Genomic DNA, 24,851 nt, shown 5'->3' with positions numbered 1-24,851 from the left:
GGTGCGCGCCTATATGGAAGTCCTAGTCACCAAGAAGGTTTCGGAAAATGTCGCTCGGTCCCTGGCAGCTCATCATCATCGCCCTCGTCATCCTCGTCCTGTTCGGGCGCGGTCGTATCTCTGAAATGATGGGAGATTTCGGCAAGGGAATCAAAAGCTTCAAGGAAGGCATGTCGGAAGAAACCAAGTCCACGCCGCGCATTTCCGCACCCGAAGCCAAGCCGGCAGAGGATGCGCAGCCCGCGCCGCGTGCCGATACGCCCGACCTCAAGGGCTAAGGAGCCGCCTCCATGTTCGATGTCGGCGCCAGCGAACTGCTGGTGATTGTCATTGTGGCGATCCTCGTGATCGGCCCCAAGGACATGCCGCGTGCGATGCGCACCGCAGGGCGCTGGATCGGAAAGGCACGACGGATGTCGAACCATTTCCGTGCCGGGGTGGACGAGATGATCCGGCAGGCGGAAATCGAAGACATGGAAGCCAAATGGGCCGAACGTAACAAGGAAATCATGGCCAAGTACCCGTCAGGCGACGAAGCGGCGGGGGGGGCACCTGATGATCTTGTGCCGCCCCAGATGGAACCGCTCGACCCTGCACACGCGGATGCTGCGGCGGAGGCTGCAATCAAGCGCGCCGCGCCGGTGAAGGCTCCAGAGCATGAGAGCGAACCGCCGCTCCCGCTTGAGCCGCCGCCTGCCGCAAAGGACGCGTGAGATGGCGGTGATCAAGGATATCGACGAGACGCAAGCGCCGCTGATCGACCATCTGATCGAGCTGAGGGCGCGGCTGGTTCGTTGCGTCGCCGCGCTGGTCGTCGCTTTCGGGATCTGCCTTTATTTTGCCGACCCGATCCTCGGCTTCCTGGTCCAGCCGTTGAAGTCGGCTTTTCCCGAGGGAGAGGGCCAGCTGATCTTCACCAAGCTCTACGAGGTGTTCTTCGTTGAGCTCAAGGTCGCGCTGTTCGCGGGCTTCTGCCTGAGCTTTCCGATCATCGCCAACCAGCTGTGGGCTTTCATTGCGCCCGGTCTCTATGCGCGGGAAAAGAAGGCCTTCCTGCCCTTCCTGTTGGCAACCCCGGTGCTGTTCACCATGGGCGCAGCACTGGCCTATTACGTGGTCATGCCGACAGCCTTCCAGTGGTTCCTTGGCTTTCAGGGCGAAGCTGGCGGGCTCAAGATCGAGGCGCTGCCGACGGCCAATGAATACCTGGGACTGGTGATGCAATTCATCCTGGCATTCGGGATGAGCTTCCTTCTCCCCGTTTTGCTGCTGCTGCTGCACCGTGCGGGAATCGTCACCCACGCCCAGCTGTCAGGCGCGCGGCGCTATGTCATCGTGCTGGTGGTGACGCTGGCGGCGATCGTCACGCCGCCCGATCCGGGATCGCAACTGCTGCTGGCGGTGCCGTTGTTGTTCCTGTTCGAAAGCTCGCTGCTGGTGATGAAACTGACCGAGCGCCGCCGCAAGGAGGCGCCCGGGTCCAGCGAGGCAGAGGAACCTCAGTCGGCGTCGTAGACCTTGCGTCCCCCGACCCAGGTTTCCAGCACCTTGGTCGCGCGCAATTCTGCCGGAGTTGCGAGAAGCGGGTCACGATCGACCAGGACGAAATCGGCGCGTTCGCCGGGCAGTAGCCGACCGAAGCGCCCTTCGGCAAAACCGGCAAAGGCCGCGTCGCTGGTGAACCCCGCCAACGCTTGTTCGCGATTGACGCGATCCTGCGGGCGCCACCCGCCGAATGGCTGTCCATTCGCATCCATTCGCGTGGATGCGGCAGCAAGGCCCGCGAATGGATCGGGCGACTCAACCGGTGCGTCCGATCCGAAGGCCAGCCGGCCGCCCAGCGAAAGGATGGTGTTCCACGCGTAGGCGCCTTCTAGCCTGTCTGGTCCCAGGCGGGCCTCTGCCATCAGGCGATCGCTGGTCTGGTGGACCGGCTGCATCGACGCGATGATCCCATGCTGGCCGAGCAGCGGAAGATCTGCCGGATCAACGATCTGCGCGTGCTCGACGCGCCAACGACGGTCGCCCGGGAAGCTCTCGGCGATCTCGGTGATGGCGTTCAGCACCTCGGCGTCGGCGGCGTCGCCGATCGCGTGGATGGCGGGCTGGAAATTGCCCTGCGCCGCCCGAACCAGGATGTTGCGCAGTTGCGCGCCGGTCATCAACGGCAGGCCGGTATTGCCCGGATCATCGGCATAGGGACGCTTGAGCCAGGCTCCGCGACTGCCCAGCGCGCCGTCCATGTATAGCTTGACCCCATTCAGCCGTAGCTTGTCCTCGTAGAGCCATGGCGATGGCCGCGCGCCGGCGATCAGCTCCATATTCTCCGGTCCCCCGGCATAGGCCATGATCCGCAGCGTCAGCGTGCCTGCATCACCCGCACGGCGATAGGCCTGCCAGTCCTCGATGGTGGTGCCCATGTCGGCGACGGCGGTAATGCCGAAGCGATGCAGCACACGCTGAGCCTCTGCGAAGGCGAGATCGCGCTCAACGGGGCGAGGAGCTGGTATTGCGCGCGTCATCAGTTCTTCCGCGGCGTCGACGAATACGCCTGACGGTGCCTGTGAACCGGGCAGTCTCTCGACTCGCCCGCCGCTGGGGTTCTTCGTGGCCGCGGTTATCCCTGCGGCCTGCATTGCCAGCGAGTTGGCCCATCCCGCGTGGCCGTCCACGCGCTGGAGATAGACCGGACGGTCCGCCACCGCGCTGTCGAGTTCGGCGGCGGTGGGAAAGCGGCCCAGGCCCCATTTCTCCTGGTTCCAGCCGCGCCCGAGGATCCACGGCCGTGCTTCGTTTTCCGCAGCGAAGGCGCGGATCTTCGTCAGCGCCTCGTCGAGAGTGTTGGTATCCGACAGGTCGAGTGTCAGCGCGCCGATACCGATCCCCATGACATGGGCATGCGCATCGATCAGGCCGGGGATCATCACTCGCCCTTGGCCATCCTCGCGAAAATCGGTCTGCGGTTTCTTGTCCCCGCGCTCGAGTATCTGCGCGATCTTGCCGTCATCGTCGATGACCAGTGCGGAGAAACGCTTCACCTTGCCATTGTCGTCGATCGTAAGGCCCTCGACATTGTCGATCAGCACATCGGCCAGGGCTGGCGTCGTGACAGTGCAGGCGAGGAGGGCGGCTAGGAGTTTGCGCTTCATCAGGCGATCCCGTTTCCAGTCAGAACGGCGGCGATAAGGCATAGCTTGGCGCAGGCAAACCCTTTCCGCGATTGCGCCGAACCCCACTGCGCCCTAGGGGCGGGGCCATGACCAAAGCTTCATCTGCGCGCGCCTCCGAAAAGGCGACCGACCTGCTGACCCTCGACGATGTGCGCGCTGCCGCTGCGCGCATTGAAGGCGCAGTGGTCAAGACGCCGATGATGCATTCGCAGACGCTGTCGCAGATTACCGGCGCGGATATCTGGCTCAAGTTCGAGAACCTGCAGTTCACCGCTGCCTACAAGGAACGCGGGGCGCTCAACGCGCTGCTCCACCTTACTGAAGAGCAGCGGGCCCGCGGCGTGATCGCAGCATCGGCCGGCAACCACTCGCAAGGGTTGAGCTATCACGGGCGCCGTCTCGGCGTGCCGGTGACCATCGTGATGCCGCAGACCACGCCCAGCGTGAAAGTGATGCAGACGGAAGCCGTTGGCGGCAATGTCGAGCTGTTCGGCGAAACCTTCGACGAAGCCTACGCGCATGCCCGCCAGCTGGAGCAGGAGCGCGGGCTGACCTTCGTTCATCCGTTCGATGATCCGCTGGTTGCGGCGGGGCAGGGCACCGTCGCGCTCGAGATGCTCGAGCAGAAGGACGATTTCGATTGCCTCGTCGTGCCGATCGGTGGTGGCGGGCTGATGAGCGGGATGGCGACGGTTGCCAAGGCGCTCAATCCGGCCATCGAGATGGTCGGCGTGCAGGCACGGCTATTCCCATCGATGTATTCGGCCATAACCGGCGATGATCTGCCTTGCGGCGGAGACACGCTGGCCGAAGGCATTGCCGTCAAGGCACCAGGCGAATTCACCCGGCAGATCATCGGCGAGCTGGTCGACGAAATCCTGCTCGTCAACGAGTCCAAGCTCGAGCATTCGGTCTCGCTACTGCTGCAAATCGAAAAGACCGTTGTCGAAGGCGCGGGTGCGGCTGGCCTTGCAGCCGTGCTGTCCAATCCTGAAAAGTTTGCCGGAAAATCAGTGGGCCTGGTCCTGTGTGGCGGCAACATCGACACCCGCCTGCTCGCCAACGTTCTGCTGCGCGACCTGGCGCGTTCGGGCCGCCTGGCACGTCTCAGCATCGTGCTGCAGGATCGGCCGGGTGCACTGTTCAAGGTGATGCGTGAGTTCAACGAGCACAACGTGAACATCATCGAGATCTACCACCAGCGCATCTTCACGACGCTCCCCGCCAAGGGGCTCACGGCAGAGATCGAATGCGAGGCACGCGATGCCGATCAGATCGAAGCCCTTGTGGGTGCGCTGCGCGCCAAGGGCTATAAGGTAGAGATCGCCGAACTCGCCTGACCCTTCGTTTTGCTTCCGTTTTCCCCGTTCTCTGCGCCGTTTGTCGGCGTGGAGGATGTTTTCATGGTTAAGGGACTTTTAACACGGGACCTGGTGCGGCATAACAGAGTCAACAAAGCATTAACCAGCTTGAGACGCCCGTCTTGCCGACGAAAGGATGCCACTGCCCGTGACGGCCCCGATCCGCTTCCCGCGCTTTTTCGTGACCAGTCCTGCGCCGTGCCCCTATCTGCCGGGCAAGAGCGAGCGGAAGGTCTTCACCGAACTGCGGGGCGATAGCGCTGACGAGCTGAACGAGGCGCTCGGCCGGATCGGCTTCCGTCGCAGCCAGACGGTCGCTTACCGTCCGTCCTGCCTCGACTGCCAGGCCTGTGTCTCGGTTCGTGTCGTTGCCGACGAATTCAAGCCTTCCTCCGCCCAACGGCGGGCCCTCAAGGCGAATGACGACCTCGTTTCGATCGAATGTCGTCCGTGGGCGACTGGTGAGCAGTTCGAACTCCTCCAGAAATATCTCGCGGTGCGCCATCCCGGTGGCGGCATGACGCAGATGGAGGAAAACGACTTCGCCGATATGGTAGAACACACGCCCGTATCCAGCTATGTGATTGAATATCGGGAACCGGGGATTGGGGCTGAGCCAGGTCGGCTGGTCGGCGCATGTCTCACGGATTTCCAGGGTGACGGGCTGTCGATGATCTACAGCTTCTACGACCCTGAGCATGAGGATCGCGCCGGGCTTGGTAACTATATCATCCTCGACCATATCCGCCGGGCGGCGCGGCGTGGGCTGCCCTATGTCTATCTCGGCTATTGGGTCGAAGGTGCAGAGCGCATGCAGTATAAGATCCGCTATCGCCCGCTCGAACGGCTTGGCCGGGCCGGGTGGGAACGCGTGTCCGAAGACGAACAGCGCAGGCTCATCTCTGCCGCCACGGCTCCTCGCAGCGAACGTCGCGGCGAACCGCTGCCCGCGAAAGACGGCAACCAAGTCGAATATCGCCTCGTCGATTGAGGCCTTGCGCCGCATCCTGATCAACTGCGCTGCAGGACTGGCACTTGCCGGTCCATTGGCCGCGCAAGAAGCCCCGCCATCCCCTTCGCTCGAGGATCTGATTCCCGACGCTGCGGTCGAAGATCCCGACGGTTGGTCCGGGCAGGGGGCAGAACAAGGCGCTACTGAGGAAGCGGAACCCGATCTCGCGGCCGATACGCCGATCGCAGAGCTGCCCGAGATGGAGCTTGCGTGGCCTGACGATATCGAGCTCGACGCCTTGCAGGATCTCGAACCCGAGGAGGATATCGAGTTCGCCCAACTCCTCGAAGATCGGCGGCAGGTCGCACTGGACACCGCACCGACCGAGGCGATTTCCGACCGGCTGGTGCTGGGCTTCCCGCAGAGGGAGCCGGTCTTCGAGGATCGCGAAGAGTTCGTTGCCCGGTTCACCGCGCTTTCGACTATCGAACAGCTCGAGGACGGTGAGGAGAATGTTGCACAGTTGGCTGCGCGTGCGCGGCAGGACGAGGAACTGCTGGGCAATCTCCTGCGCGTCTATGGCTTTTACGATGGCAGGATCTTGCGGACCATCAGCTCGCGTGAAGCGACTGAGGACAATGTATCCGAAAGGCCAAGGGTGCGCTTCGATGTCATCCCTGGCACACGCTATCGTTTTGGCGCTATCGACCTGGGGCAACTCGACGCGGCGCTGGATGCGGCGGCTTTGCGCGGCAGATTTGCAGTAGCCAGCGGCGACTTCCTCCAAAGCGACAGGATCGTGGCCGAACGGTTCAATCTCGACTGGGCATTGGGTGAAACCGGATACCCCTTCGCAGAGATCGATGAGCCCGAATTGCTGATCGATCACGAGCGCGAAGAGGGCGATCTCGCCATGCCTGTGCGCCCCAATGGCAAGTATGTCTTCGGGGAAGTGGTTAGCAGTGACCCTGCCTTCCTCTCGAGTCGCCACCTGGCCAATATCGCGCGGTTCGAGGCTGGCGAGGTGTACAAGCGCAGCCTCGACTTCGATTTGCGCCGCGCCGTCACCGCGACCGGGCTGGTTTCGACGGTTTCGGTCACGCCACGCGAAGTCACCCCGCCGCAAGGTGACGAGCCCGGCGTGGTGGCAATGGATGTGACGATGGAACGGGCGAAGCTGCGCACCATTGCCGGTGCCATAGGCTATGGCTCGGAAGAGGGCGTCCGTGTCGAGGCTAGCTGGGAACATCGCAATCTGTTCCCGCCCGAGGGTGCCCTGCGCATACGCGGAATCGTCGGCACCCAGGAACAGCTGGCTGGTGTGACTTTCCGCCGCAACAATCTTGGTGGGCGCGACAAGGTACTGACGCTTGATGCCTACGCATCGAGCGTCTCGACCACGGCCTATGAAGCGGATACCGTTGCACTGACGGGTAGCTATGAACGCCTGTCCAACCTGCTGTTCCAGAAGCCCTTGAGTTGGGGCGTTGGGGCGGAGCTCCTTGCCACGGATGAACGCAACCGGGTGATCGGCGGTGTCGAGCGGCCTCGCCAGACCTATTTCATCGCTTCGCTGTTCGGGCGAGCGACGCTCGACTCCAGCGACTCGCTGCTCGACCCGACGCGTGGTTTCCGCCTTTCAGCCTACCTCGCGCCGGAAACATCGCGCAGTAGCGGACAGCAATACACCTATCTGCGCAATCAGTTCGATGTGTCCTTCTACCAGTCTGTGGGCGAGAAAACCGTTCTGGCAGCGCGCGGACGCTTCGCCAGCATTCAGGGAGCACCCTTGTTCGCGGTGGCTCCGTCGCGGCGGCTCTATGCTGGTGGTGGTAGTTCGGTCCGCGGCTATGGCTACCAATCGGTCGGGCCGAAGAACGATTTCCTCGAAGCGACGGGCGGGCGGAGCCTCGTCGAAGCTTCGGTCGAAGCACGCATCGGGACCGGCCTGTTCGGCGGGGCGCTATCGGTAGTTCCATTCTTTGATCTTGGCGCGGTCTCGATCGACAGCACGCCGGACTTCCGCTTCGTCAAATACGGTGCAGGACTGGGCTTTCGCTACGCGACAGGCTTCGGCCCGATCAGGCTCGACCTGGGTGTCCCCATCAATCCTGATCCGGAAGATTCCTCGTTTGCGGTCTATGTCTCGCTGGGGCAGGCATTCTGATGGCGGAAGAAGCCGCCATCGAAGCCACGCCAGCGCATCGCAGCTGGCGTAGGCGCATTGCGAGAACGATCTTCGGCGGACTAGCCGCCTTGGTTTTGCTCGTCGTCGCCGGGCTCGTGATCCTCAACACCCCGCTGGGTGAACGCTTCCTCGCCAGCCGCATTGCTGAACGAACACTACCCAACGGGCTCAACATCGTGATCGGGCGGATCGAGGGTAACATCTATGGAGCGGCGGTGTTGCACGACGTGCGCCTGTCGGACCCCCAAGGCGTTTTCATGACGATCCCGCGGGTGGAGATCGACTGGAACCCCGGCGCCTGGCTTTCCAACCGCCTCGAAATCGACAGCTTCGCTGCGCGGCGGGCGATGCTGGATCGTGTCCCCGAGTTTCTCCCAAGCGATGAAGGTACACCCATCCTGCCCGGTTTCGACATTTCGGTAGACCGGTTCGAGATCGACAACCTGACGCTGGCGAAGGGGATCGCGGGAGAGCAACCGCAGCGCATTGACCTGGACGGGCAAGTGCAGGTTGCCGATCGCCGGCTGCACGTCGACGCGCGCGGCAGATTCGGACAGCGTGATCGGTTGGTCTTGCTGCTCGATGCGGAACCGGATGGCGACAATTTCGATCTCGCACTCGATCTCGATGCTGCCAGGGATGGGCCGGTCGCTGCGCTGGTGGGCCTCAAGGCTGAGCATGTCGCCCGGATTCGCGGCAAGGGAACCTGGAGCAAGTGGGATGGTGGGTTGCTGGTGCGAAGCGCCGCCCGCCGCGTCGCAGCACTGCAATTGACCAACCGCGCTGGGCGGATCGGCATTTTGGGCAAGGTCGACCCGTCGCAGTTCCTTAGCGGACTTTCCTTGCGCGCCCTGGGATCCGACGTCGCAATCCAGTCGGAGTTCGAGGTCGAGAGTCGCGTGTTCGATGGGCAGGTTGTCGTAGTCGGCTCGCGCCTGCAGGCAACCGCGCGGGGCGAACTCGACCTGGCGGACAACGAAGCCCACGCGCTCGTGATCGAGGCAGTTGACCGCGATCCGGCCTTGCTGGGCGAGACTGTCAGGCTTGGTCGCGCGCGACTGCAAGCGACGCTTGACGGGCCGCTTGCCGCCCTGTCGGTCCCGCACGAGCTCACGGTAGCGACGCTCGACATCGATGGAATCGTGTTAAGCGATCTGCGGCAACGCGGAACGGCGCGACTTGCCGACGGTGTGTGGAGTTTGCCGCTCGATCTCACGGTGTCGCGCGTTGTCAGCGGAAACGCATGGTTCGATCCTCGGCTGGTCACGGGTACGGGCCGTGGTACGTTGGTATTGCAGGGTGCGCGGCTTACCTCCGACGACCTGCGGCTCGCCTTCCCCGGTGCGCTGGCTGCCCTCGCGCTACGAGGCGATCTTGCGAAGGGTACCTTCTCGTTCAAGGGGCCGCTTCAGGCGGACAGGCTGGCGCTCGATAATATCGGCGCGCTTGGCGGCACGGCCATGCTCGATCTTACGCTGGCCTCGAATGCCCCGTGGAAGCTCGGTGCGCTGGTCGACGCGAGGGTTGCGCCAGTGACCAATGCGACGCTTGCCAACGTCGCCGGGGCTCCGATCCGACTGCGCGGTGCCTTTGCCGCAGGGGGTGCCGCGCCGCTGACCTTCGATGGCGTCAGGGTCGACTCCGACAAGCTCGCACTCGTCCTCGACGGGTCCTTGCGTGACGGTACCACCAAGATTGCCGGTACGGGCCGCCACGTCGACTATGGCGACTTTAGTGTCGATGCCAGTATCGCGGAAGGTGGGCCTGAAGCCGTGCTGGTCTTTGCCGCGCCGGTTTCCGGTCTTGAAGATGTCCGCGTTGCGATCGCCCCAACCGCTGAAGGCTTCCTGATTGATACCGAGGGCGGCTCGCTGCTCGGCCCGTTCATGGGACGCCTTGGGCTGGTCATGCCTGCCGGAGGTCCGACCCGCATCGCTATCGAGAACTTGCGCGTGAGCGACACCAGCGTGGCTGGCGACCTCACGATTGTCGATGGCGCGGCGCAGGGCGACCTGACTTTTGACGGGGGTGGCCTGAATGGCACCCTGGATCTTGCACCCCGTGGCGGCGGCCAGGGGCTCGAGATCGATCTCAGAGCGCGCAACGCCAGCTTTGGCGGCCAGGTTCCCTTGCGTATCGCCCGTGCGACGATCCAGGGCAGCGGACTGCTGCGCAAGGGCCATAGCAGCTTCACCGGGTCGGGCCGGGCGAGCGGCGTCTCCTACGGCACGTTGTTTATCGGGCGCCTTGCCGCAAAGGGTGAGGTTGAGGACGGCGTAGGCAGCTTCGATGCGTCGCTCGCGGGTCGGAGAGGTGAGCGTTTCAGCCTCGATCTCAACGCGCGCGTCGCGCCCGAACGGGTCGCTATCGCGGCCCGCGGCGAGTTCGCCGGGCACGACATAACCATGCCGCGCCGTGCGGTTCTGTCCAGGGTGGAGGGCGGCTGGAAACTTGCCCCCACACAGTTAAACTATGGCCAGGGCGGGACGGTGGTATCGGGCCAGTTCGGCGGCGACAGTTTAGAGCTCAATCTGATGCTCGCAAAGATGCCGCTTTCGCTCATCGACCTGGCCCGCGCCGATACGGGGCTGGGCGGGACGATTTCCGGGACGATCGACTATCGCCTGGGCGCGAACCGTTTGCCGGTCGGGACCGCCAAGGTTCAGATCGAAGGGCTGACGCGATCGGGGCTCGTGCTGACCTCGCGGCCCGTCGACGTCTCGCTGATGGCACGCTTGCGCGAGAACAGCCTGGAGGCGCGCGCGGTGCTGGGCAACCAGGATATCCGCAAGGGCCGCGCCCAGGCGCGGATCACCGACCTGCCGCAAAGCGGCATGATCCTCGAACGGCTGCGGGCGGGCCAACTGTTCGCTCAACTTCGCTATAGTGGTGCTGCAGAGAGCCTGTGGAGACTCGCCGCTGTCGAAGCATTCGACATCACCGGAGCGATCTCGGTAGCCGCCGATGCCACCGGTACGCTGGCCGACCCTCGCGTCTTCGGCTCGGTTTCGAGCGACTCCCTGCGGGTCCGCAGTGCCCTGTCGGGGACCGACATTCGCAATGTATCGGCACGCGGCCGCTTTTCGGGATCGCGATTGCACCTCACCCGCTTCGCGGGGACGACTGCCAATGGGGGCAGCGTAACCGGCAGCGGCATTGTCGACCTGCGCACGTTGGGCGAACCGGTCGAGGGCAGGGTTCTGGAAATCCGCGGGCCGACACTCGACGTGCGTGCTTCGGTGAAGAACGCGCGTCTGCTCGACGCACAGGGCCTGAGCGCCACGATCACCGGACCGCTGCGGATCGTTTCCGACGGGCTGGGGGGAACCATAGCCGGGCGGGTGATCATCGATCGCGCAAGCTGGAGGCTGGGCACTGCGGCGGACGATTTGCGGTTGCCGCAGATCGCCACGCGCGAGATCAATTCGCCCGACGATCGCGGGCCGCGTACCGCTCCTGCCCGGCCTTGGCGCTACCTCGTCAATGCCAAGGGCAGCAGCCGTATCGATGTCGACGGCATGGGGTTGGATAGCGAGTGGGGCGCCGACATCGTCTTGCGCGGCACCACGGCCGAGCCGCGCATTGGTGGTCGGGCGCAAGTCGTGCGCGGCACCTATACCTTTGCTGGATCGCGGTTCGAGCTGACGCGCGGTCGCATCGAGTTCGACGAGCGAAGTGCGATCGACCCGCGGCTTGATATCCTTGCCGAATCCGATCGTGACGGGCTGGCCGTCGAAGTCGCAGTCCGGGGAAGCGCGACCCAGCCGGAAATCACCTTCAGCTCCAGTCCGGCCTTGCCCGAGGAAGAGATCCTCGCACGGCTGCTGTTCGGGGGCTCGATTACCTCGCTTTCGGCGACCGATGCCCTGCAATTGGGTGCGGCAGTCGCCAGCCTGCGCGGAGGCGGCGGCCTGGATCCAATCAACCAACTGCGCAGTGCCATCGGGCTCGATCGCCTGCGCATCGTCAGCGCCGACCCCGCGCTGGGGCGCGGGACCGGGGTTGCCCTGGGCAAGAACTTCGGCCGCCGCTTCTACGCCGAAATAATCACCGACGGGCGCGGTTACAGCGCCACCGAGGTCGAGTTCCGCGTGACCAGCTGGATCTCGCTGCTCGCCGCCGTCTCCACCGTCGGGCGCGACAGCGTGAGAGCCGAAATCAGCCGCGATTACTGAGCACGGATCACCCTTCAGCCTCGGGTACCAGCACTGCATCGAGCGGGATCACCACGCCGTTGCTGGTGGCGATCGGGGTGCCGGTGAAGTTGGCGCTGGTGCCGTCATCGAGCGAGACGCTGATCCGGTCTCCATCCTGCGCGAAGGTCACCGTGCCATCCCCCAGCGTCGTCATCGTCACCGGTCCGCCCTTGGACTTGATGGCTTCGGCGATGAGTTCGGGTGTGACATGCCCCGGCAGCATGTGATCGCGCAACAGGCCCACCAGAAGCGGGCGTTGCTCCTTGTCCAGCAGGGCCTCGCCCTGCTCGCCGAGCGCGGCAAAGGCATCATCGCTGGGCGCCAGCAGCGTATAACTGCCGGGGCCATCGAATATCCCGGTCAACTCGCTATCGGCGAGGACGCCTTGCAGCTTGCTCATGTTCCCCTCGGAATTGAGCGCGCCAGCCAGCGTCGATGACTTTTCCTCCTTGGTTGCCTGGACTGGCGAGTTCTCCTGGCTAGTTTCTCCGCAAGCCGAGACGAGAGGAAGGACGGCGAGGGTGGCTGCGCCAAGGGCGCATTTGATGAAAGGCGACATGGGGTCCTCCGTCAGACGAGCAGGTCGATGGCTGCTGCGACAAGCTGGGTGGCAGGATCGATGCGGTACACATAGCCGTCAGAGTAACGGTACCGGGCGTCCGGCGTATCATAGTAGCGATCGCGGTAGGCGTAGGGGACATTGTAAACGTCGTACCCCACCGGCATCGGGCGACCGATCTGGATGTCGTCGCCGGTCAGCAATGCGGCCACACCGAGGATCGCCGTATCTTCGGGATCGACGCGATAGATGACGTTGTCCGCATATCGGTAGCGATTGGCGGGGCCGAGATTGTAGTAGTCGACGTAGTAGTTAGGTACCGGATAATAGCTGTATGAAGACGGCCACCGATTGCCGATTGCCAGCGCGCCGCCAAGCAGCGGGATATAGCCGCTGATTGAGCCGCCGTTACCGATGCGCAGCAGGAAGCCATCGTCGTAGAAGTACCGCCCCGAGGGGTAGTGGCTCAGCCCGAACAGGCCGGGTCGGTAGCCGTAACCGAACACGGCGCGTTCGTAATAGCGCTTCTTGGCCTGGCCCGGCGGCATGCAGCCGTTGTATTTCTTGGCCAAGCCCGGCGGACAGCCTGCGATCAATCCGCGGTTGCGGTCGCGCGAAAGCAACACGCGTTCGTCGCGAAATACAACGTGATCGACGATGCGGTCGCGAATGTCGCGGCTGCGGTCGAAGCGGCGGTCGTCACGACGGTCATCGCGGCGGTCGGCTCGACGATCCTGGCGCTGATCGGCCCGTTCCTTCACCCGAGCGTCGGTACGACCTTCGACCCGACGGTCCTGGCGCTCTTCCACCCGCGCCTTGCCACGGTCTTGGGTACGGCGATCCTGTTGGGCTGAACGCTGCGAACCGCGCTGCTCCTTGACGGCGCTATCGCCGCCCCGCTTCTCAACGCTTGCCGCGGGTCGATCCCGCTCGCCGCGATCGTTCCCCTTATCCTTGTTGGGCTGTGCAAGGGCACCGCTGGCAGCCAGTGCGATGGCTGCCGCACTGCTCAGGATGTACTTCATTGCATGTCTCCTTTGGCTGCATAACGGACCAGCTGACGGCCCGGTTCCCCCACATCGGAAAACAACGTCGCGTCTATCTGGCGTTCATCCGCCCGACCGGTAGAGCAGGGCTTCTGAGCGCCTACGGCGAACCAGCCCCTGTAATACCCGCCCGCCGCCACGGGTCCAGCGCAGGAACTCATCGGCGGCGGCGTCGAACTTCCCTGCGCGGTGCAGATGAGTGAGCGTCGCCCGGCCGATGGCTCCCGTATTGTAATGGAAGCTGACCAGCGCATCGAACTGGCCCTGTGTTGTCGGTGAATCCCCAATGGCCTTGCGGACATCGCTGGCATGACGTCCGATGTCGGATTCCAGGCGTGCGTCGCATTGAGCCTGCGTCCACACGGTGGCTTGGCCGATATCCGGCCCTGTCGCGCCCCAGCCAATCGTCCATGGCTCATGACCGGTGGCGGGATCGGGATAGGCTTCGATCAACCCGTCCGGCCGCTTTCGCGCGCAACCCTCGAAACGCTTGATCAGTTGGACCCCGGCCGCCGAAACCCTCAAGGATGGAACAGGTGGAACAGGGTCTTGGGACACATTCTCCACCGCATCGAGCGCGCGGTCGAGAGCCGTCACTTCGGACTGGCGCAGGCCTCGGCCAAGCAGCCGACGGACAAGGTCGAATATGGGTTTGCGTTGCATGAAGCACCTCGTTCACGGAGAGGCGCCGGGAGTAGGCATGAAATCGGCCTGTAGGAAAATCCTCCCGTGACAAGTCACCGCAACTGCGCATGAATTTTCTGTTCGCGCATCGGCAAGAAGCGTATGGGGCGGAGCAATTACCACGAGTCTGAAAGACCGGGTCGCGACGCGTTTCAAGGAGGATGAAGCATGAAGCGATCCGCATTGGCGGCTAGCATCGGGTTCGTTGCAGTGGCCGGCATTTGGGGCGTCCCCGCCGTGACCCAAACTGACGCCGCACCGGCACGCTATACGATGGATGCAGGCACCATGTCGGGAATGGCGGCGATGGCAGGCCAGGGCGGCATGGCCGCGGCCATGGCGATGATGAAGGGGGAAGGCGCGGGCCCCGCCCACCAATTGCAGCTCAGGCTGGGCTCGAGCCAGGCCCCTGCGGACGCAGCCAAGGCCGATCATTTCATGCCCAGTGGAGCCGGCTTGGGCGCCTCGGTTCCCCTTGCATACACTCCCGCGAGGGGTGCGGTCGACAGGGCCGAACCAGGCCAGCCTGGCGAGGTTCAAACCCCGCGTGGCAAGCTCTACCTGTTCTGGGGCTGTGGCGAACGTGCTGGCCCGGGACAGCCGGTGGTGATCGATTTCTCCAAGCTGGCGAAGGGGCAGGTCCCGCCCGATTTGTATGCTGCGGCGGTCAATATCCCGGAAGAATGGCGGATCACGCCGGCCAACAGCAAAACCTACGGCGAATGGCCCAATAGCCGTGACACCAAGGCGCTGACCGGGCGTTCGTCGCTGCTTGGTGCCCACAAGGTCGTGAGCAGCTACGCGCCGCAAATCTCGTTCACGCTCGACCAGGACTTCATGGCGCCGCTTGACGTGAAGAGCAGCAAGAGGCCGAGCGGGGCATGGGACCTGAGCTGGAACGGGATTGACGGGGCCACTGGCTATTACGCATGGGTCATGTCGGCCAAGACGGACCGGCGCGGAGAGGCAGCCGAGATGGTCTGGTGGACCTCCAGCGCCAACCGGGCCTTCGGCGGTCCCATGTGGGACTGGCTATCGCCGGCGGCTGCCGCGAAACTGGTAACGGCAAAGACCGTCATGCCGTCGACGCAGACCAGCTGCACAGTCCCGGCCGAGGTCCAGGCCGCGGGCGGTGAAGTGATGATGGCCAATCTGTCGGGCTTTGGCCCGGAGAAGAACTTCGCCTATCCGCCAAAGCCTGCCAAGGCGACGGCCTGGAAGCCCGAGTGGATCGCAAGGGTGCGCTTCCGTTCTACCTCGATGACCATGCTTGGCATGGACATGGGGGCGATGAGCATGGGCAGCTCGTCCGAGAATGCGGAGAGTGCGACACCGCCAGCCCAGACCAAGCCGAAGTGCAAGGGACTGGCCGGTATAGCCAAACGCGCTGCGGGATTGTGCGAGTAAGGCGGGGCTCGGCTGGGCCGGGTCCGCGAAGCCATATGCTAGCTGGCTAGCTCGCGGATTGCCTCGACCAGCCGGTCCAGCTCGCTTTCGTGCGTTGCCAATGCCGGAGTGACCCGCACGCAGGAACCCGAAGCCAGGCCATCGCGGTGGACGGTAAAGATCCGGTGCCGTTCAAGCAAAGTGCGAGCGAGCGCCACGTTCTCGTCATGCGTCGCCCGCCCTCGCAGCCGGAACGACGTGATTGCGCCATACAGCCCCGGGTCGTCGGGTGTGAGGATCTGGATTTGCGGCGTATCGCGCAGCGGGCGGACCCAGTGGTCTCGCAACTGCTTGAGCCGTGCTTCGCGGCGTGGCCCGCCAATGGCAGCCTGGAATGCGAGTGCTGCAGGAACCGTGAGCTGCGCGGCATAATCGACCGTGCCCGTATGAACGCGTGCGACGATATCGGTGCGCGTCGGGCTTTCTGCCGGGTCCGGGTCGATCGCTTCGATCCGTTCTTTGCGAATATACAGCGCCCCCACGCCCAACGGTGCGCCGATCCATTTATGCAGGTTCATGCCGATGAAATCGGCCTTCAAGTCGGGCAGGCGAAAATCCAGCTGCCCCACACTATGCGCCGCATCGACGATGGCATCGATTCCGCGTTGGCGCGCCATCGTTGCGATCTCCGCCACCGGCAGGACCAATCCCGTGCGGTGGCTGACATGGGTCAGCAGCACCATCCTGATGCCGGGGTCGGCGTCAAAGGCCGTCTGGTAGGCATCGAGAAGATTCTGGTGCGTAGCGGGTTCGGGCAGCGCGATCTTGCTGACGCGAACGCCCCGCGTGGCTGCAAGCGCATCCATGCTCGCCTGCATGCTGTCATAGTCGAGATCGGCATAGAGCACGGCATCGCCTGATTGCAGGTGGTTGTACTGCAGGATCAACGCTTTCAACGCTTCGGTCGCATTGCGTGTGAGTACGATCTCTTCGATTGCAACCTCCATCGCATCCGCCACTTGCGCGCGAACGGCCTCGAGGTCGCCGGCCATGCCGCGGCGGGCGTAATAGCTGGTATCGCGGTTCACCCGCTCGATCATCGCACGGTAGGCTTGCAGCACCGGCTGCGGCATCATGCCCCAATTGCCGTGCTCGAGCTGGATGACATCGCGAGTCACGGCGTATTCGCCCGCAATGCTGGCCCAGTCCCCCGCGGAAGCCGCGGTGGAGAGCACGCCCGGCATGAACGGCAGGGCCGTCGCGCCCAGCAATGTTCTGCGATCGATATCCATGGGCCGCCTCTCACAATGGCTCCGCGCCAAGGTACCAGACTATTCGCAGCCGTCGACAAGCGCGTGGACCGGTCACACCGAAGCCATCACTGCAACGCAAAAGGGGCGCCCGGATTGCTCCGGACGCCCCTCTCTCGGTGATCTCGCGATCTTGGCGCGTGATTGTTACGCGCTGTAGTACATGTCGAATTCGGCCGGGCACGGCGTGGTTTCGACGCGTACGACGTCTTCCCACTTGAGTTCCATGTAGGCTTCGATCTGGTCCCTGGTGAACACGTCGCCCTTGAGCAGGAACTCGTGGTCAGCTTCGAGCGATTCCAGCGCTTCGCGCAGCGAACCGCACACGGTCGGGACCTCGGCCAGCTCTGCCGGCGGCAGGTCGTAGAGGTTCTTGTCCATCGCTTCGCCCGGGTGGATCTTGTTCTGGATCCCGTCGAGGCCAGCCATCAGCAGCGCGGCATAGGCGAGGTAGGGGTTGGCCATCGCGTCCGGGAAACGGAACTCGACGCGCTTTGCCTTGTCGCCGGTACCGTAGGGGATACGGCACGAAGCTGAGCGGTTGCGCGCCGAATAGGCGAGCAGTACGGGCGCTTCGAAGCCCGGCACCAGGCGCTTGTAGCTGTTGGTGGTCGGGTTGGTGAAGGCGTTGAGCGCCTTGGCGTGCTTGATCACGCCGCCGATGTAATAGAGGCAGGTTTCCGACAGACCGGCATAACCGTTGCCGGCGAAGGTCGGCTTGCCACTGTCCCAGATCGACATGTGGGTGTGCATGCCGCTACCGTTATCGTCCTTGATCGGCTTGGGCATGAAGGTTGCGGTCTTGCCATAGGCATGGGCAACCTGGTGCACGACATACTTGTAGATCTGCATGTTGTCGGCGGTTTCGACCAGCGTGCCGAAGGTCAGACCCAGCTCGTGCTGCGCTGCGGCCACCTCGTGGTGGTGCTTGTCGCAGTTGAGGCCCATTTCGATCATGGTCGAAACCATCTCGCCACGGATGTCGACGGCGCTGTCGACCGGAGCGACAGGGAAGTAGCCGCCCTTGGCGCGCGGGCGGTGGGCAAGGTTGCCGCTCTCATATTCCTTGCCGGTGTTGGTCGGCAGCTCGATGTCGTCGATGGCATAGCCCGAGCCGGCATAGCCGTCTTCGAAGCGGACATCGTCGAACATGAAGAATTCGGCTTCCGGGCCGACGTAGACGGTGTCGCCAATGCCGGTCGACTTGAGGTAGGCTTCGGCGCGCTTGGCGGTGGTGCGCGGGTCGCGGGCATACCATTCGCCGGTCGAAGGCTCGACGATGTCGCAGAACAGGATCATCATCGGTTCAGCGCTGAAGGGATCGATGTAGACCCGCTCGAGGTCGGGCTTTAGGATCATGTCGCTTTCGTTGATCACCTTCCAGCCAGCGATCGACGAACCGTCGAACATCAGGCCGTCTTCAAGCTGGTCTTCGTCGAGGATCTTCGCGACCATGGTCAGGTGCTGCCACTTGCCCTTGGGATCGGTGAAGCGCAGGTCGACCCATTCGATGCCTTCTTCTTCGATCTGCTTGAGGACCTTCTTTGCACTGGACATTGATTCTTCCTTTTTCAGTTCCCCTCCCGCCCAGGAGAGGGAGAGGTGATCAGATAGCGTCGTCGTCGCGTTCGCCGGTGCGGATGCGCAGGGCACCTTCAATCGTGGAGACGAAGATTTTTCCGTCGCCGATGCGGCCCGTCTGGGCGGCTGCGGCGATAGCTTCCACGGTGCGCTCGGCGATGTCGTCGGTAACGACCACCTCGAGCTTCACCTTGGGGAGGAAATCGACGACGTATTCGGCGCCGCGATAGAGTTCGGTATGGCCCTTCTGGCGACCGAAGCCCTTGGCTTCGGTCACGGTGATGCCGGACACGCCGATTTCATGCAGCGCCTCCTTCACCTCGTCGAGCTTGAACGGCTTGATGATCGCTTCGATCTTTTTCACGTCTCTCTTCCGACCCCCGGTCTGGTTGGGAATGCGTTTCCTCGCGCGTTCTAATCCAAGAATCGTGCCAACACGCGAGGCCCACGCCTAGACGAAGAATCGGTCGCCTCCAAACCGCCTTGACGCAATTTTCGTTTAGCCAGCCCCAAGTCGGACGCAATGTCGGGTAAGGGCGCTACTGCCCCTGCCCAAGCACTAGCCTGATGATGCCTAATTATTAGGCAGACGTGAGGCGCAGGCCGGCAGTTTCAGGCAGGCCGCAGAGCAGGTTGAGGCTCTGGACGGCAGCGCCGCTCGCGCCCTTGCCGAGGTTGTCGAGCCGCGCAAGCAGGCGTGCCTGGGTGCCTTGCGCATTGCCGAACACCCACAGTTCGAGATCGTCATGCGGCACAGCGTCGTGGGGTAGCAGCAGCTCGGCCGGAGCGGCACCCTGATGCACGCGAACGATCGGCGATCCGGCGTAGAATGCGGCCAGCGCATCACGCATAGCATCCGGCGTCGCAACGCCCGGCATGGCAGCCAACGGCAGTGGAATTTCAACCACCATGCCGCGGAAGGTATCGATCACCGAAGGTGAGAACACCGGCTCATGCACCAGGCCCGCATGAGCCTGCATCTCCGGCACGTGCTTGTGGCCCATTTGCAGCCCATAGGCGCGGAAGGCAGGAGCCCCTGCGGCCTCGAACCGTTCGATCAAGGCCTTGCCGCCGCCCGAATAGCCGCTGACGGCGTGGACGGTATAGGGCCAGTCGGCGGGGAGCAGGCCCGCACGCACCAAGGGTGCGACCAGTGCAAGGAAACCGGTCGGGTAGCATCCCGGATTGCTCACCCGCAGCGCGTTGGCGACGCGTTCGCGCCCGACCAGTTCGGGAAAGCCGTAGCACCAGCCACTGGCCGTGCGGTGAGCGGAGGATGCATCGATCATCCGCGTTCCCGCGGTCGGGTCGATCAGCGACACAGCTTCGATTGCCGCCTCGTCGGGCAGGCACAGGATTGCGACGTCGGCCTCGTTCAGTGCATCGCGACGGGCCCCCGCATCCTTGCGCTGCGCGTCGTCGAGCGTGATGAGGGAAAACTCGCTGCGACCGGAAAGCCGTTCGGCGATTTCCAGTCCGGTGGTGCCTGCGGCACCGTCGATGAAGACCTTATGCGCCATCTTCGGGCGCCAGCGCGCCGAGGCGGACATAGCCGCTCGGGCCTTCAGGCCCACGGGTGACCCACGCCCAGTCGCCAGCGATGTCGAGTAATTCCACCGCTTCGTCCGCTGCGAGCGATGCACCATTGTCGGCGTCGTCGCGCATGCCAAGCTTGAGCACCGCCCCGGCGCCACCGATGCTGCGCAGGCGCGGGATCACGTAATGCGCCGCAAGGTAGCGGCCCGCCAGCGCAATGTGGGCCAGATCGCCACGCAGGGGCAGGGTCCCGGGCGCGGGTCTTTCAACCGGACCTTTCAGTCCGACGATACCTTCGGGAAGGGAATACGCTGCGGGCCCGTTCACGCTGGAATTCAAACTCGGTTGTTAATGCTGCGCGCGCTTAACCGCGCCGGACCATTCTCGCAAGCCACCCCCCGGTTACGCTCCACCGAAACGGTTGCGCAGCATGTGCCATGTGGCGCGCAGGCCATAGGCATCGCCACCCTTGGGTCTGCCGGGTTTGGCCGTGGGACGCCAGGCGAAAGTATCGAAATGAGCCCAGTCGATGCCCTCGCCGACGAAACGGTCGAGGAACAGGCCGGCGACGCTGGCCCCAGCAAAGCCGTTGGTCGCGGAATTGTTGAGATCGGCGACGTCGGAGGAAAGCCACTCGCGATAGGAGTCCGGCAGGGGCAGGCGCCAGGGCTCATCATCGCAGGCCTTGCCCGCATCGATCAGCGCCTGCGCGGTTTCGTCGCGCCGGGTCATCAGCGCCGGATAGTCGGGCCCCAGGGCGACACGGGCCGCTCCGGTCAGCGTGGCGAAGTCGACGACCAGTTCGGGCTTCTCTTCGCTCGCCCGTTGGAGCGCATCGCCGAGGATCAGGCGCCCCTCGGCGTCGGTATTGCCGATCTCGACGGTGAGGCCCTTGCGCGTCTTGAGGATATCGCCGGGGCGGAAAGCATTGCCGGCGATGGCGTTTTCGACCGCTGGAACGAACAGGTGCAGGCGGACCTTCAGCCCTGCGCCCATGACCAGCCCGGCTAGGGCGATCGCGTGGGCCGCGCCGCCCATGTCCTTCTTCATCAGCAGCATGCCGCTGGCCGGCTTGATATCGAGGCCACCGGAATCGAAGCACACCCCTTTGCCGACAATGGCGAGGACAGGATCGCTTGCCTTGCCCCAGGTGAGGTGCATCAGGCGCGGCGCGTGGTGGCGCGCGGCGGCGCGCCCTACGGCGTGGACCATGGGAAAATCCCGTTCAAGAGCGTCGCCCTTGGTGACCGCAAGCTTGGCCGAATGTTTCTTGGCCAGGGCTTCGCACTCCGCCTCGAGCGCTTCGGGCCCCATGTCTTCGGCCGGTGTGTTGACCAGGTCGCGCACCAAGCGCACCGCCTCCGCTTCGGCGATGGCCGCTTCGATACGCCCGGCTTCCTTGGTCAGCAGGACGCGCGCGCCCACCGGCCTTTCGGGCTTCTTGTAGCGATCGAACACATATTGCCCGGTCTGCCAGCCATGCATGGCCGGACCCGGCTCGCCTTCGACCCTGCGATAGGTTCCTTCAGGCAGGGCCTCCGCAAGCTTGGCCATGCACCAGCTCGATAGCGCCGCCGGGTTGGCGACGCCGCCGACCGCGAACCAGCTGTCGCCATCGGGGACGATCCCGACCTGGTAGGCACTACCGTCGAATTTCTGCCCCACCAGTGCAGCGCGCTGTCCGGACGACAACTGCTTGACCCATTTGGGAAAAGCCTCGCGGTTGACGAGGTGGATGGCGGTTGCCTGCTGGCCCTTGTCGGGCTGGATAAGCGGCACGGTGTCGGCCATAATCGGAGCACGTCCCTTTGTATCGTTCCGGTGCGGAAGGAAACCGCGATGCGAATGTCCCTGTTCCTGATTTCGCTGCTCCTGTCGAGTGCGGCCTGTTCCGATCCGCAGGAGTATGGCGAGAAGGCCGGCGTTGACCCCGCCAATGCTGCGCAACCCAAAGATGCGGGTTCGACTGGCCCCCAGCCAAAAGCCGAAGCCTTCGCATTCGAACAGAAGCTCGAGGAAAAGGGGGGCGGGGCTCTGGAGTTCGCATTCGCATGGCCCGCCCAGGTTAGCGCGGAACCGGAACTGGCTGCGCAACTCGACAAGCGGCGCGGGGACCTGTTCGACGAGACAAAGGCCGATTGGCAGTCGTCGGTATCGGAATGCCCGGCGGAAGCCGCCTCCTGCCGCAACTACTCCTTCGCCAGTGAGTACCAGGTCGTCGCGGACCTCCCGCGCTTCCTCAGCCTGTCGATCGAGTTCTATACCTACACCGGCGGTGCGCACGGCATGTACGGCAGGAGCGCGCAAGTGTGGGATCGCGAAACCGGGCAGCTGTTCGATCCGCTGGCGATGTTCGCCTCGCAGGCTGCGCTGCACAAGGCGGTCGGGGCAAAGGCTTGCGCTGCGCTCGATCGAATGCGTGTGGAACGGCGCGGTGAACCGATCGACGATCCGGCGGGGGAGTGGCCCGATAACTGCCCCGGTATGGACGAAACGACGCTGTTCGTCGGCTCCTCCAACGGCAAGACCTTCGACCGGCTTGGATTGTACTATGGACCCTATGTCGCCGGCCCATATGCGGAGGGCGAGTATGAGGTCACCCTGCCGGTAGATGCGGCGGTGATTGCCGCGGTAAAGCCCGAATATGCGAGCGTATTCAGCGTGAAGCGCTGAGCATCTCGCAATTTGGCGGCTTAGTCGCTATGTGGCGCGCATGACCGAATATCAGGTGATCGACAGCGACCAGACCGTCTACCGCGACGGGACCATCAAGCTCCACGGACCCGAAGGGTTCGATGGGATGCGCAAGGCCGGCAGGCTGGCGGCCGAGATCCTCGACGAACTGACCACCTTCGTGAAGCCTGGTGTGACCACCGGGCAGATCGACGATCTCGTGCGGCAGATGACTTTCGATGGTGGCGCCGTTCCCGCAACGCTGGGCTATCGTGGATACACGCATAGCTGCTGCACTTCGATCAACCATGTGATCTGTCACGGTATTCCGGGCGACAAGGCTCTCAAGGACGGGGACATCGTCAACATCGACGTGACCCCGCTGCTCGATGGTTGGCACGGCGATACCAGCCGTATGTACTTCGTCGGCGACGTTCCGCTCAAGGCACGAAAGCTGGTCGACGTGACCTACGAATGCCTGATGCTCGGGATCGAGGCGGCATCGAAGCCCGGTGCCAGACTGGGCGACATCGGAGCGGTGATTGAGGCGTATGCGCGCCAGCATCGTTATGGCGTGGTGCAGGAATTCTGCGGCCATGGGTTGGGACGCCTGTTCCACGACGCCCCCGAAGTGGTCCACGCTGCCCGCGCAGGGACGGGCCCGGAACTCAAGCCGGGGATGTTCTTCACCATCGAACCGATGATCAACCTCGGCCGTCCGCACGCCAAGATTCTCGGCGACGGCTGGACCGCAGTTACGCGCGACAAGTCGCTGAGCGCCCAGTTCGAGCACTCGATCGGGATCACCGAGAGCGGCGTAGAAATCTTCACCGAAAGCCCCAAGGGGCTGCACAAGCCGCCTTACTAGGTTTCCCGTGCCGCCCGGATGGCGGCGCCTGCCGCGAGCGGTGCGAGGGCGACCAGCACCAGGCTGATTGCGCCGGTCAAGGCGATTCCCCCTTCGCCTGTCGGTGAGAGAGCGCCCGCGCCGAAGATCAAGATCGGCACTGCCAGCGGGATGACCATCAGTCCTGCCAGCGCTGCGCCGCCTCGCAGGCTCGCCGTGAGAGCCGCGACGGCGAGGCCAACGGCGGCCAGGCCCGGCGTTCCCGCAAGCAGGCCAAGCAGAACAGTCCGCACCGTTTCCTCGCCCAGGCCAAGCAGCGCCGCGGCCGGGATCGTCGCGAGTAGGAGCAGGGGTGCGAAGGCCAGCCAGTGGGCCAGCAGCCGCACCGCCATCGCCAGTTCTTCGCTCACTCCGCGCAGCGCGAGCTGGTCGAAAATGCCTGCCTCGAGATCGCCCGCGACGAGCTTCTCGAGCGGTAGGATCGCCGCCAGCAATGCCGCGACCCAGATCACGCCACCGCCGGTTCGCGCCAATAGTTGCGCGTCCGGCCCGACCGCGAAGGGGTAGAGCATGGCCACAGCGAGGAAGAACAGTAGCGGCAACACCCCTCCACCGCCCCGTCCGCCGGGGAGCAGCAATCCGAGGTCGCGGCGCAGCAATGTCGTTATCATGCCGCATACTCCGCAAGGTCGATCCGCAGCGGCGAGGGAAGCGCAAAGTCCTGGTGCGAGGCGACCACTGCGATCCCGCCGCCCTGGCAATGCTGCGCAACCAAAGCCTCGAACGCCGCCTGTGCCTGTCGGTCGAGGCCGTTCAACGGCTCGTCGAGCAACCACACCGGGCAGCCACGGTTGAGGAGTCGGGCAAGCGCCGCACGCTTCCTCTGCCCGGTCGAGAGATAGCGAACGGGGACGTCCATCAACTCGCGCAATTGCAGCAGTTCGAGCGCCCGACCGGGATCGCGACATCCGTCGAGGCTTTCCCAGAACGCCAGCGCCTTGCCCAGCGGCAGCGCCTCGTCGAGCGCCAATCGCTCGTCGACCAGACCGATCGCCCCTTCACGCTCGATCTCGCCAGCGAAGGGGCGCAGCAGTCCTGCAAGGATGCGGATCAGGCTCGATTTCCCGATCCCGTTCGCGCCCGCGACGTGCAAGGCGTCACCCGGCATGCAATCGAGCGACAGCCCGCGAAACAGCAGCCGCTCGCCGCGGCGGCAGGCAAGATCTTTCGCGGTCAGGCGGGCGGTCATGGTCGAAAGCGTTAGGCGGAAGGGACAAATGCGCCAAGTGCCCGATTTGCCTTGTCAACCGGACCGCTTGTCGTGAGAACCGCCCGCACAGGGTCGCATCTTCGGACAAGGGG

The 24,851-nt window shown here is 64.1% G+C and carries 22 protein-coding genes; 10 read left to right on the top strand and 12 right to left on the bottom strand.

What is annotated here, in order from left to right:
• The first annotated feature begins 47 nt into the window (after window positions 1–47).
• From tatA to tatC, 3 genes are read left to right on the top strand one after another with little or no spacing between them, the layout of a single operon-like run.
• Window positions 48–278 carry a twin-arginine translocase TatA/TatE family subunit gene (gene tatA / locus HQR01_RS01600; protein WP_173212052.1) on the top strand — a complete coding sequence of 77 codons (231 nt, stop codon included), beginning with the start codon at window positions 48–50 and terminating at the stop codon, window positions 276–278.
• A 12-nt stretch (window positions 279–290) separates the two neighbouring features.
• Window positions 291–713, top strand: coding sequence for a Sec-independent protein translocase protein TatB (tatB, locus tag HQR01_RS01595; protein WP_173212051.1), 423 nt, complete (start codon window positions 291–293; stop codon window positions 711–713).
• A gap of 1 nt (window position 714) precedes the next feature.
• The gene (tatC, locus tag HQR01_RS01590; protein WP_173212050.1) at window positions 715–1,515 is read left to right on the top strand and encodes a twin-arginine translocase subunit TatC; all 801 of its coding nucleotides are present in this window, start codon (window positions 715–717) and stop codon (window positions 1,513–1,515) included.
• On the opposite strand, the gene HQR01_RS01585 is transcribed toward tatC, so the two are convergent.
• On the bottom strand, window positions 1,500–3,149 hold the full coding sequence (locus tag HQR01_RS01585; RefSeq protein WP_173212049.1) for an amidohydrolase: 1,650 nt from the start codon (window positions 3,147–3,149) through the stop codon (window positions 1,500–1,502). The genes tatC and HQR01_RS01585 overlap by 16 nt on opposite strands.
• A gap of 107 nt (window positions 3,150–3,256) precedes the next feature.
• Here HQR01_RS01585 and HQR01_RS01580 point away from each other — a divergent pair, with 107 nt between their 5' ends.
• From HQR01_RS01580 to HQR01_RS01565, 4 genes are all read left to right on the top strand, one after another.
• The gene (locus HQR01_RS01580; protein ID WP_173212048.1) at window positions 3,257–4,510 is read left to right on the top strand and encodes a threonine ammonia-lyase; all 1,254 of its coding nucleotides are present in this window, start codon (window positions 3,257–3,259) and stop codon (window positions 4,508–4,510) included.
• Window positions 4,511–4,679: 169 nt separating this feature from the next.
• Window positions 4,680–5,522, top strand: coding sequence for an arginyltransferase (locus tag HQR01_RS01575; protein WP_173212047.1), 843 nt, complete (start codon window positions 4,680–4,682; stop codon window positions 5,520–5,522).
• A 4-nt stretch (window positions 5,523–5,526) separates the two neighbouring features.
• A complete protein-coding gene (locus HQR01_RS01570; RefSeq protein WP_234030211.1) occupies window positions 5,527–7,650 on the top strand; it encodes an autotransporter assembly complex protein TamA in 2,124 nt (707 codons plus the stop codon).
• Window positions 7,650–11,846, top strand: a complete 4,197-nt coding sequence (locus HQR01_RS01565; protein ID WP_173212046.1) for a translocation/assembly module TamB domain-containing protein — start codon at window positions 7,650–7,652, stop codon at window positions 11,844–11,846. The genes HQR01_RS01570 and HQR01_RS01565 overlap by 1 nt, the downstream gene beginning before the upstream one ends.
• 7 nt (window positions 11,847–11,853) lie before the next feature.
• On the opposite strand, the gene HQR01_RS01560 is transcribed toward HQR01_RS01565, so the two are convergent.
• From HQR01_RS01560 to HQR01_RS01550, 3 genes are all read right to left on the bottom strand, one after another.
• The gene (locus HQR01_RS01560; protein WP_173212045.1) at window positions 11,854–12,426 is read right to left on the bottom strand and encodes a fasciclin domain-containing protein; all 573 of its coding nucleotides are present in this window, start codon (window positions 12,424–12,426) and stop codon (window positions 11,854–11,856) included.
• 11 nt (window positions 12,427–12,437) lie between these two features.
• Window positions 12,438–13,451, bottom strand: coding sequence for a hypothetical protein (locus HQR01_RS01555; RefSeq protein WP_173211766.1), 1,014 nt, complete (start codon window positions 13,449–13,451; stop codon window positions 12,438–12,440).
• An 84-nt stretch (window positions 13,452–13,535) separates the two neighbouring features.
• Window positions 13,536–14,135 (bottom strand): lysozyme, encoded by a 600-nt coding sequence (locus tag HQR01_RS01550; RefSeq protein WP_173212044.1) that lies wholly within the window; start codon window positions 14,133–14,135, stop codon window positions 13,536–13,538.
• A 189-nt stretch (window positions 14,136–14,324) separates the two neighbouring features.
• Here HQR01_RS01550 and HQR01_RS01545 point away from each other — a divergent pair, with 189 nt between their 5' ends.
• Window positions 14,325–15,563: a hypothetical protein gene (locus HQR01_RS01545; protein ID WP_173212043.1), complete on the top strand. Its 1,239-nt coding sequence runs from the start codon at window positions 14,325–14,327 to the stop codon at window positions 15,561–15,563.
• Between the two features lie 38 nt (window positions 15,564–15,601).
• Here HQR01_RS01545 and HQR01_RS01540 read toward each other — a convergent pair whose 3' ends face one another.
• The 6 genes from HQR01_RS01540 to HQR01_RS01515 all read right to left on the bottom strand — a co-directional run bounded on the left by HQR01_RS01540 (window position 15,602) and on the right by HQR01_RS01515 (window position 21,760).
• Complete coding sequence (locus tag HQR01_RS01540) at window positions 15,602–16,834, bottom strand: aminotransferase class V-fold PLP-dependent enzyme (RefSeq protein WP_173212042.1); 1,233 nt, start codon at window positions 16,832–16,834, stop codon at window positions 15,602–15,604.
• A 165-nt stretch (window positions 16,835–16,999) separates the two neighbouring features.
• Entirely contained in the window at window positions 17,000–18,409 is a 1,410-nt protein-coding gene (glnA, locus tag HQR01_RS01535) for a type I glutamate--ammonia ligase (RefSeq protein WP_173212041.1), read from the bottom strand.
• 49 nt (window positions 18,410–18,458) lie between these two features.
• On the bottom strand, window positions 18,459–18,797 hold the full coding sequence (locus HQR01_RS01530; protein WP_173212040.1) for a P-II family nitrogen regulator: 339 nt from the start codon (window positions 18,795–18,797) through the stop codon (window positions 18,459–18,461).
• A gap of 217 nt (window positions 18,798–19,014) precedes the next feature.
• Window positions 19,015–19,953, bottom strand: a complete 939-nt coding sequence (argC, locus tag HQR01_RS01525; protein WP_173212039.1) for an N-acetyl-gamma-glutamyl-phosphate reductase — start codon at window positions 19,951–19,953, stop codon at window positions 19,015–19,017.
• The gene (locus HQR01_RS01520; RefSeq protein ID WP_173212038.1) at window positions 19,943–20,296 is read right to left on the bottom strand and encodes a hypothetical protein; all 354 of its coding nucleotides are present in this window, start codon (window positions 20,294–20,296) and stop codon (window positions 19,943–19,945) included. The genes argC and HQR01_RS01520 overlap by 11 nt, the downstream gene beginning before the upstream one ends.
• Window positions 20,297–20,371: 75 nt before the next feature.
• Window positions 20,372–21,760: a leucyl aminopeptidase family protein gene (locus tag HQR01_RS01515; protein WP_173212037.1), complete on the bottom strand. Its 1,389-nt coding sequence runs from the start codon at window positions 21,758–21,760 to the stop codon at window positions 20,372–20,374.
• Window positions 21,761–21,808: 48 nt separating this feature from the next.
• Here HQR01_RS01515 and HQR01_RS01510 point away from each other — a divergent pair, with 48 nt between their 5' ends.
• Together HQR01_RS01510 and map are read left to right on the top strand one after the other, a co-directional pair.
• On the top strand, window positions 21,809–22,642 hold the full coding sequence (locus HQR01_RS01510; RefSeq protein ID WP_173212036.1) for a DUF3298 and DUF4163 domain-containing protein: 834 nt from the start codon (window positions 21,809–21,811) through the stop codon (window positions 22,640–22,642).
• Window positions 22,643–22,682: 40 nt separating this feature from the next.
• On the top strand, window positions 22,683–23,510 hold the full coding sequence (map, locus tag HQR01_RS01505) for a type I methionyl aminopeptidase (protein WP_173212035.1): 828 nt from the start codon (window positions 22,683–22,685) through the stop codon (window positions 23,508–23,510).
• Here the strand turns inward: map and HQR01_RS01500 are convergent.
• A complete protein-coding gene (locus HQR01_RS01500) occupies window positions 23,507–24,160 on the bottom strand; it encodes a heme exporter protein CcmB (protein ID WP_173212034.1) in 654 nt (217 codons plus the stop codon). The genes map and HQR01_RS01500 overlap by 4 nt on opposite strands.
• Entirely contained in the window at window positions 24,157–24,738 is a 582-nt protein-coding gene (gene ccmA / locus HQR01_RS01495; RefSeq protein ID WP_173212033.1) for a heme ABC exporter ATP-binding protein CcmA, read from the bottom strand. The genes HQR01_RS01500 and ccmA overlap by 4 nt, the downstream gene beginning before the upstream one ends.
• Window positions 24,739–24,851: the final 113 nt, after the last annotated feature.

Origin of the sequence: Erythrobacter mangrovi (assembly GCF_013260645.1) — a bacterium.
GTDB classification, from domain to species: Bacteria; Pseudomonadota; Alphaproteobacteria; order Sphingomonadales; family Sphingomonadaceae; genus Qipengyuania; species Qipengyuania mangrovi.
The sequence above is the reverse complement of the archived record's forward strand: the minus strand, read 5'-3'. Positions and strand labels throughout refer to the sequence as shown.

Coding starts and splice junctions, on each gene's coding strand:
- tatA (WP_173212052.1), top strand. CDS start 48: ATGTCGCTCGGTCCCTGGCAGCTCATCATCATCGCCCTCGTCATCCTC.
- tatB (WP_173212051.1), top strand. CDS start 291: ATGTTCGATGTCGGCGCCAGCGAACTGCTGGTGATTGTCATTGTGGCG.
- tatC (WP_173212050.1), top strand. CDS start 715: ATGGCGGTGATCAAGGATATCGACGAGACGCAAGCGCCGCTGATCGAC.
- HQR01_RS01585 (WP_173212049.1), bottom strand. CDS start 3,149: ATGAAGCGCAAACTCCTAGCCGCCCTCCTCGCCTGCACTGTCACGACG.
- HQR01_RS01580 (WP_173212048.1), top strand. CDS start 3,257: ATGACCAAAGCTTCATCTGCGCGCGCCTCCGAAAAGGCGACCGACCTG.
- HQR01_RS01565 (WP_173212046.1), top strand. CDS start 7,650: ATGGCGGAAGAAGCCGCCATCGAAGCCACGCCAGCGCATCGCAGCTGG.
- HQR01_RS01560 (WP_173212045.1), bottom strand. CDS start 12,426: ATGTCGCCTTTCATCAAATGCGCCCTTGGCGCAGCCACCCTCGCCGTC.
- HQR01_RS01555 (WP_173211766.1), bottom strand. CDS start 13,451: ATGAAGTACATCCTGAGCAGTGCGGCAGCCATCGCACTGGCTGCCAGC.
- HQR01_RS01550 (WP_173212044.1), bottom strand. CDS start 14,135: ATGCAACGCAAACCCATATTCGACCTTGTCCGTCGGCTGCTTGGCCGA.
- HQR01_RS01545 (WP_173212043.1), top strand. CDS start 14,325: ATGAAGCGATCCGCATTGGCGGCTAGCATCGGGTTCGTTGCAGTGGCC.
- HQR01_RS01540 (WP_173212042.1), bottom strand. CDS start 16,834: ATGGATATCGATCGCAGAACATTGCTGGGCGCGACGGCCCTGCCGTTC.
- glnA (WP_173212041.1), bottom strand. CDS start 18,409: ATGTCCAGTGCAAAGAAGGTCCTCAAGCAGATCGAAGAAGAAGGCATC.
- argC (WP_173212039.1), bottom strand. CDS start 19,953: ATGGCGCATAAGGTCTTCATCGACGGTGCCGCAGGCACCACCGGACTG.
- HQR01_RS01515 (WP_173212037.1), bottom strand. CDS start 21,760: ATGGCCGACACCGTGCCGCTTATCCAGCCCGACAAGGGCCAGCAGGCA.
- HQR01_RS01510 (WP_173212036.1), top strand. CDS start 21,809: ATGCGAATGTCCCTGTTCCTGATTTCGCTGCTCCTGTCGAGTGCGGCC.
- map (WP_173212035.1), top strand. CDS start 22,683: ATGACCGAATATCAGGTGATCGACAGCGACCAGACCGTCTACCGCGAC.
- HQR01_RS01500 (WP_173212034.1), bottom strand. CDS start 24,160: ATGATAACGACATTGCTGCGCCGCGACCTCGGATTGCTGCTCCCCGGC.
- ccmA (WP_173212033.1), bottom strand. CDS start 24,738: ATGACCGCCCGCCTGACCGCGAAAGATCTTGCCTGCCGCCGCGGCGAG.